Source organism: Microbacterium umsixpiens, from assembly GCF_053543675.1.
Map to the genome: position 1 here is coordinate 14,739 of NZ_JBLVOH010000166.1, position 6,131 is coordinate 20,869.

The 6,131-nt window shown below is 68.7% G+C and carries 8 protein-coding genes; 4 read left to right on the forward strand and 4 right to left on the reverse strand.

Features of this window, described 5'->3' with window-relative positions:
- Window positions 1-21: 21 nt before the first annotated feature.
- Window positions 22-270, reverse strand: a complete 249-nt coding sequence (locus ACNPM4_RS16295; protein ID WP_017203224.1) for a WhiB family transcriptional regulator — start codon at window positions 268-270, stop codon at window positions 22-24.
- Window positions 271-500: 230 nt separating this feature from the next.
- On the opposite strand from ACNPM4_RS16295, the gene ACNPM4_RS16300 reads away from it, so the two are divergent.
- On the forward strand, window positions 501-887 hold the full coding sequence (locus ACNPM4_RS16300) for a hypothetical protein (protein ID WP_448986376.1): 387 nt from the start codon (window positions 501-503) through the stop codon (window positions 885-887).
- 38 nt (window positions 888-925) lie between these two features.
- On the opposite strand, the gene bcp is transcribed toward ACNPM4_RS16300, so the two are convergent.
- Genes bcp through aroA form a run of 3 tightly spaced genes read right to left on the reverse strand, consistent with a single transcriptional unit; the run spans window position 926 to window position 3,798 of the window.
- On the reverse strand, window positions 926-1,399 hold the full coding sequence (gene bcp / locus ACNPM4_RS16305) for a thioredoxin-dependent thiol peroxidase (protein WP_448986377.1): 474 nt from the start codon (window positions 1,397-1,399) through the stop codon (window positions 926-928).
- A 9-nt stretch (window positions 1,400-1,408) separates the two neighbouring features.
- Window positions 1,409-2,479, reverse strand: coding sequence for a ribosome small subunit-dependent GTPase A (rsgA, locus tag ACNPM4_RS16310; protein ID WP_262001220.1), 1,071 nt, complete (start codon window positions 2,477-2,479; stop codon window positions 1,409-1,411).
- A 2-nt stretch (window positions 2,480-2,481) separates the two neighbouring features.
- Entirely contained in the window at window positions 2,482-3,798 is a 1,317-nt protein-coding gene (gene aroA, locus ACNPM4_RS16315) for a 3-phosphoshikimate 1-carboxyvinyltransferase (RefSeq protein ID WP_448986378.1), read from the reverse strand.
- A 70-nt stretch (window positions 3,799-3,868) separates the two neighbouring features.
- On the opposite strand from aroA, the gene ACNPM4_RS16320 reads away from it, so the two are divergent.
- From ACNPM4_RS16320 to ACNPM4_RS16330, 3 genes are read left to right on the forward strand one after another with little or no spacing between them, the layout of a single operon-like run.
- Entirely contained in the window at window positions 3,869-4,531 is a 663-nt protein-coding gene (locus ACNPM4_RS16320; protein WP_029261945.1) for a sigma-70 family RNA polymerase sigma factor, read from the forward strand.
- The gene (locus tag ACNPM4_RS16325) at window positions 4,528-4,773 is read left to right on the forward strand and encodes a zf-HC2 domain-containing protein (RefSeq protein WP_029261944.1); all 246 of its coding nucleotides are present in this window, start codon (window positions 4,528-4,530) and stop codon (window positions 4,771-4,773) included. Before ACNPM4_RS16320 ends, ACNPM4_RS16325 begins: the two co-directional genes overlap by 4 nt.
- A gap of 33 nt (window positions 4,774-4,806) precedes the next feature.
- On the forward strand, window positions 4,807-6,111 hold the full coding sequence (locus ACNPM4_RS16330; RefSeq protein WP_448986379.1) for a GNAT family N-acetyltransferase: 1,305 nt from the start codon (window positions 4,807-4,809) through the stop codon (window positions 6,109-6,111).
- Window positions 6,112-6,131: the final 20 nt, after the last annotated feature.

Below are 6,131 nucleotides of genomic sequence, written 5' to 3' on the forward strand. Positions count from 1 at the left end.
TCAGGCCGCTTTCGTGCAGGTTCAGGAGGCGCGGCGTGCGCGTGCGGCGCGACGCTTCAGGGCGCGGCGCTCGTCTTCGGAGAGACCGCCCCACACGCCGGAGTCCTGACTGGTCTCCAGCGCGTACTGCAGGCAGATCTCCGTGACTGTGCAGGTGGCGCAGACGGTCTTCGCCTTCTCGATCTGATCGACGGCCGGGCCGGTGTTCCCCACGGGGAAGAAAAGCTCGGGGTCGACAGTCAGGCAGGCGGCCTTATCGCGCCAGTCCATGGGGGCTCCTCGGTGTGGATTTCAAGAGATGTCGCGATGCGACCTCTCGGATTCGGGCAGCAGTTCGGGTTCGGCTACCCTGGTGATGTGCGGACGGGATGCCCGCGATTTGTGATGCGAGCGTGATTGCTCGCCCCACGCCGCTGTGGGAGCACATGACTTTCTCTATTCTGTTACATGAAAACCCCGAAATCAAGGGTTTTGTTCTCTTTCGATGCTTGGGAGATGCTGTGCGCGCACCTGGAATCGCTCTCGCTGCAGCGGCGGTGCTCGCCGCGGAAGCAGCGGCACTCCTCGTCTTCGCGGTGATCGAACTGGTGGGGCTCGGCGCCGGTGACGCGGCGTCGTTGCCGACCGCTGTGGCCCTGATCGCACTCACCCTCATCGGCGCCGCAGCGTTGGTGGCCTTCGCCTTCGGTGTTCGCAGCGGCAAGTCCTGGGCGCGGTCCGGGGGAGTGGTGTTCCAGGTGCTCGCGGTAGCCCTGGCGCTGGCCTCCCTCACGCTGCAGCCGGTGTCGTGGGCCTTCACCTTCGGGGTCGGACTCCCCGGGCTTGTGGGCTTCGTGCTGCTGATCTCGAGCGCGCGCCGCGAGGGCGAGCAACGCGCGGCAGAGTGACCTCCGCGGCGCGCCGAGCGTGAACTCCGCGCCGGGTGTCAGGAATCGATACCGAGCTGCTTGCGCAGGCGTGCCACGTGACCGGTGGCCTTCACGTTGTACTGCGCGAGGACGATCGTTCCGTCCTCGTCGAGGACGAAGGTGGAGCGGATGACGCCCTCGACGAGCTTGCCGTAGTTCATCTTCTCGCCCCACGCACCGTACGCGGTGTGGGTCGCATGGTCGGGGTCGCTCAGCAACGGGAACGTGAGTCCGTCGCGTTCGCGGAACTTCGTGAGCGTGGCGGGCTCATCGCGCGAGATGCCGATCACTCGGTAGCCGGCGCCCTGGAGCGACGAGATGCTGTCGCGGAAGTCGCAGGCCTCCGTGGTGCAGCCGGGTGTCATCGCGGCGGGGTAGAAGTAAAGCACCGTCTTCTGGCCGTGCAGATCGGCGAGGCGCACGGTCTTCCCGTCCTGGTCGAGGAGGGAGAAGTCAGGGGCTGCGGTTCCGGGTTCCAGGCGCTGGGTCACGTCTCCAGCCTAACGGCCGGGAGCTTGCTCCGCTTTGTCTGCGAACGTCTGGAGCAGACGCTGCAGGGAATCGAGCCGCGCACGGCCGGTGTCGCCGAGCTCACCCCGTTCCGCCGCTTCGATGAGCGCGCAGTCGGGGGCGTCCGCGAGGTGCGTGCACCCTCTGGGGCAATCCTGAGCGATCGCGGCGAGCTCCGTGAACGCGGCCAGGATGTTGGCGGGATCCACGTGGCCGAGACCGAACGAGCGGACGCCGGGGGTGTCGATCACCCAGCCGCTGCCCCCGGCCCCCTCATAGCGCAGCGAGACGGTCGAAGAGGAGGTGTGGCGGCCGCGTCCGGTGACCTGGTTCACATGTCCGGTGGCTCGCAGAGCCGTGGGCACGAGCGCGTTGACGAGGGTGGACTTGCCGACCCCCGAGTGGCCGACGAAGACGGTGGAGTGCCCGACGAGCGCTTCGCCGATCTCCTCTACGGGCATCTCCTCCTGCGCACTGGTGAACACGCGCAGGTCGAGACCGTCGAAGTGGGTGAGGAATTCCGTCGGGTCGGCGATGTCGGTCTTCGTGACGACCAGGAGCGGTCGTATCCCCGCGTCCAGCGCAGCGACGAGGTAGCGGTCGACGAGACGGGCCCGCGGCTCGGGGTCGGCCGCGGCGACCACGACGAGCATCTGATCGGCGTTCGCGACGATGACGCGCTCGACCTGGTCGGTGTCGTCAGCGCTGCGACGCAGAAGCGAGGTGCGCTCGACGATGCCGACGATGCGGGCGAGCGTGCCCTCGTCGCCCGAGGTGTCGCCGACCACACGCGCCTGATCACCCGTGACGATCGGCATGCGTCGCAGTTCCCGTGCCCTGGTGGTGGTGATCATGCGCTCGTCGGCAGTGTTCTCACCGAGGAGCACCGAGTACCGGCCGCGGTCGACGCCGAGGACCCTGCCCACCTGCGCATCCTCGTGCGCGGGGCGGCGCTTGGTGCGCGGGCGGTTCGCCTTGGGGTTCGGGCGCGTCCTGATGCTGCTCTCGTCGAAGTCCTCGAAGTCGTCATCGAGGTCGTCGCCGTCGTCGAGCCAGCTCACCATCAACCTCGCAGCATCCGCTCCCAGAGCATCGTGAACTCCGGGAGGGTCTTGGCCGTGGTTCCGATGTCGTCGATCTCGACACCGGGAACGCGCAGGCCGATCAGTGCACCGGTCGTGGCCATCCGGTGATCGTGGTGGGCGGCCCAGCTGCCGCCGTGCAGCGGGCGGGGGATGATGCGGAGCCCGTCCGGGAGCTCCTCGGCCTCCCCGCCGAGCGCGCGGAGGTTGCCGATGAGCGCCGCGATCCGGTCCGTCTCGTGGAGCCGGATGTGGCCGATGCCACGGATCGTCGTCGGGGACTCCGCGAACGCGGCGAGGCCGACGAGTGTCGGAGTCAGCTCGCTCGCCGCGGAGAGATCGAGGTCGAGACCGCGTATGCCGGAGCCGGCGCGCACCGTGAGGGTGCCGCCGTGTCGACCCACGTGCGCTCCGGTGGCCTGCAGGATGTCCGGCAGCAGCGCCCCCGGCTGCGTGGAGTGCGCCGGCCAGCCGGTGACGGAGACGGAGCCACCGGACACGAGGGCTGCCGCGAGGAACGGTGCGGCGTTGGAGAGATCCGGCTCGATCGCGATCTCCTTCGCACGCGGCACGCCGGCTTCGACGAGCCACTCGCCGACCGCCGGACGCTCGATGCGGATGCCGCGGCGGCTCAGAGCCTCGATGGTCATGTCGATGTGCGGAAGGCTCGGGAGGTGCTCGCCGACGTGGACGAGATGGAGTCCGACATCGAATCGAGGAGCGGCGAGCAGGAGCCCGGAGACGAACTGACTCGACGCCGACGCGTCGATCTCGACTCGACCGCCGCGGATGCGCCCGTGACCACGGATGGTGAACGGGAGCGCCCAGGTCCCCTCGTCGTCGATGTCGACGCCGAGATCCCGCAGGGTGCTGATCAGCCCGCCCATAGGGCGATGCAGTGCGGTCTCATGCGCCGTGAGGTGCACGTCGTGCTCGGCGAGGCCCGCCAGCGGGGCGATGAAGCGCATCACGGTGCCCGCCTGGCCGCAGTCGATCGTCGTGCCACCACGGAGCTTCGCCGGGGTGACCACGAGGTCGGGGCCGAACTCGTGTCCGGCTTCCGCCTCTTCGATGCCGACGCCGAGGGCGCGCAGAGCATCGACCATCCGTGCGGAGTCATCGGAATGGAGAGGAGCGATCAATCGGCCGGGGCCGTCGGCGATCGCAGCGATCATCAGCTCGCGATTCGTCAGCGATTTCGAGCCCGGAATCGTGAGCTCGGCGTGCACCGGCACGTCGGTGGTGGGCGCAGGATAGGTGCCCTGCACCCGGGCGGGGGAATACCTGTTGGCGCTCATCGGTTCTCACCTTAGTAAACGCGGGAAGCTTCGTCGCGAAAGACAGGCTCCTGAAAGCGAAGGAGAGAGAATGCCGGCGACCTTGGAGCGCGAGGTGATCGACCTCAGCGGCCTAGACTGGCCGGTGATGGATGACACCGCAACCGCAGACATCGTCGGCGACCCCCGACGCGAGTTCGAGGAGCAGGCGATCCCTTTCATGGATCAGCTCTACGCCGCCGCGATGCGCATGACGCGCAACCCCGCTGACGCCGCCGACCTCGTGCAGGAGACGTTCGTGAAGGCGTACGGCTCCTGGTCGACGTTCTCGCAGGGGACCAACCTCAAGGCGTGGCTCTACCGCATCCTCACGAACACGTACATCAACATCTACCGTAAGCGCCAGCGCGAGCCGTTCCAGGGCACGATCGATGAGCTCGAGGACTGGCAGCTGGGCGGTGCGGAATCCACGACGGCTTCGCACAGCCGCTCCGCCGAGGCCGAGGCCATCGACCGGATGCCGGCATCCGTGGTCAAGGACGCGTTGCAGGCCGTGCCGGAGGACTTCCGCCTCGCGGTGTACCTCGCGGACGTCGAGGGCTTCGCGTACCAGGAGATCGCCGACATCATGAAGACCCCCATCGGCACCGTCATGAGCCGCCTGCATCGTGGCAGGCGGATGCTGCGGGAGCTGCTGGCAGATTACGCCGCCGAGCGGGGCATCGCCGCGGCTGAGACGAGGAGCAAGAAATGAGCGACTGCGGCTGCGACAAAGCGCGTCAGGATCTGGAGGAGTACCTCCGCAACGAGGTGTGCAAGACCGAGCACACCGAGATCCGTGAGCACCTCGAGCACTGCCCGTCCTGCCGTGATGAGGCGCTCGTGGCGACGACCCTCACCGAGGTCATCGCCCGTGCGTGCAAGGAGACCGCTCCTGAGCAGCTGCGCGACCAGGTGTTCGCTCGCCTCCGCGAAGCCCAGGCTGCCCAGCACTGACCGCGAGTCCGAGCCCGTCGGTAGTGTGGATGGATGAGCTCCATCGATGCGCGGGACGTGCCCGCAGACACCACCTCGACTGAACGACTGGCGGCCGCCGGACTCGAGTACCGCGTCGTCGATCTGACCGATGACGCGAGCGCCGTGGCGTTCCAGCGTGCGGTCGACCGCGGGTTCCTCGGCGCAGAACCGAGCAGTGAGATGCTCGCCCAGGTCACGAAGACCTTCGCCGCACGACGCAACATCGGCGTGTTCGAGAAGTCGGCAGCGGAAGCGGCGCTGCCGGTCGCGACCACCAACGCGTGGGCGACTCCGCTCACGCTTCCGGGCGGCGGCGAGATCGACATGTGGGCGATCAGCGTCGTCACCGTCGCGGCGACCCATCGGCGCCGAGGCATCGCCAGAGCCCTTCTGGAGGGGGAGCTGCGGGCCGCAGCATCAGCCGGTGTCGCCGTCGCGGGTCTCACCGTGACGGAGGCGACGATCTACGGGCGCTACGGCTTCGGCTCCGCCGTTCCGGTCGCGCGCCTGACCGTGGACACACGACGGGCGGGGTGGGGCGGCGAGACCTCGCCGGGACGCCTCGAATACGTCGACCGCGAGACACTCGCCGCCGACCTCGGGGCTGTCCACGAGCGCGCGCGTCGACGAACGGCCGGACAGATCCCCGGCTGGCGCGGCCGCTGGGAGGGGTATGCGGGCGTCGCGCCGACCGCAGATCGGGATCAGGCCCGTGGCGTGCGCTATCTCGACGAGGACGGTGCGCTTCGAGGCGTCATGGCATACACCGTGAGTGAGGCGAACGGCACTTTGCGCTTCCGCCTGGACGTGCGGCTGCTCGTGGCGGAGACCACCGAAGCGCGCGCTGCCCTGTGGCGTTTCGCGCTGCAGCACGACCTCGTCGACGAGGTCGTCGCCGACCTCCGTCCCCTCGACGATCCGCTGCCCTGGCTCGTCGCCGACTCCCGCGGCGTGAAGCAGGAGGTGCATGACCACGGCTGGCTGCGCATCCTCGATCTCCCGGCCGCGCTGACCGCACGACGCTACTCCGCTCCGCTCGACACGGTGCTGCGCGTCGAGGACTCGCTCGGGTTCGCGAACGGCGACTGGCGCGTGCGCATCGACGAGTCCGGTGACGCGACGGTCGAGGTCGCCGAGGATGGAGATCCCGCCGACATCGTGCTCGACGTGTCGGCGCTGTCTTCGCTGTACGCCGGGGGAGTTCGCGCGGCGTCTCTGCACGCCGCCGGTCGGATCTCGGGCGACGCTGCGGCCATCGAGGCGCTCGACCGGGCGTTGGTCGCCTTCCCCGTGCCGTCCCTCGACATCTGGTACTGAACCGGAACGAGAAAGGGGGG

Excerpts from the sequence above, each read along its gene's own strand:
- ACNPM4_RS16320 (WP_029261945.1), top strand. The coding sequence starts at position 3,869 with ATGCCGGCGACCTTGGAGCGCGAGGTGATCGACCTCAGCGGCCTAGAC.
- ACNPM4_RS16295 (WP_017203224.1), bottom strand. The coding sequence starts at position 270 with ATGGACTGGCGCGATAAGGCCGCCTGCCTGACTGTCGACCCCGAGCTT.
- aroA (WP_448986378.1), bottom strand. The coding sequence starts at position 3,798 with ATGAGCGCCAACAGGTATTCCCCCGCCCGGGTGCAGGGCACCTATCCT.
- ACNPM4_RS16325 (WP_029261944.1), top strand. The coding sequence starts at position 4,528 with ATGAGCGACTGCGGCTGCGACAAAGCGCGTCAGGATCTGGAGGAGTAC.
- ACNPM4_RS16330 (WP_448986379.1), top strand. The coding sequence starts at position 4,807 with ATGAGCTCCATCGATGCGCGGGACGTGCCCGCAGACACCACCTCGACT.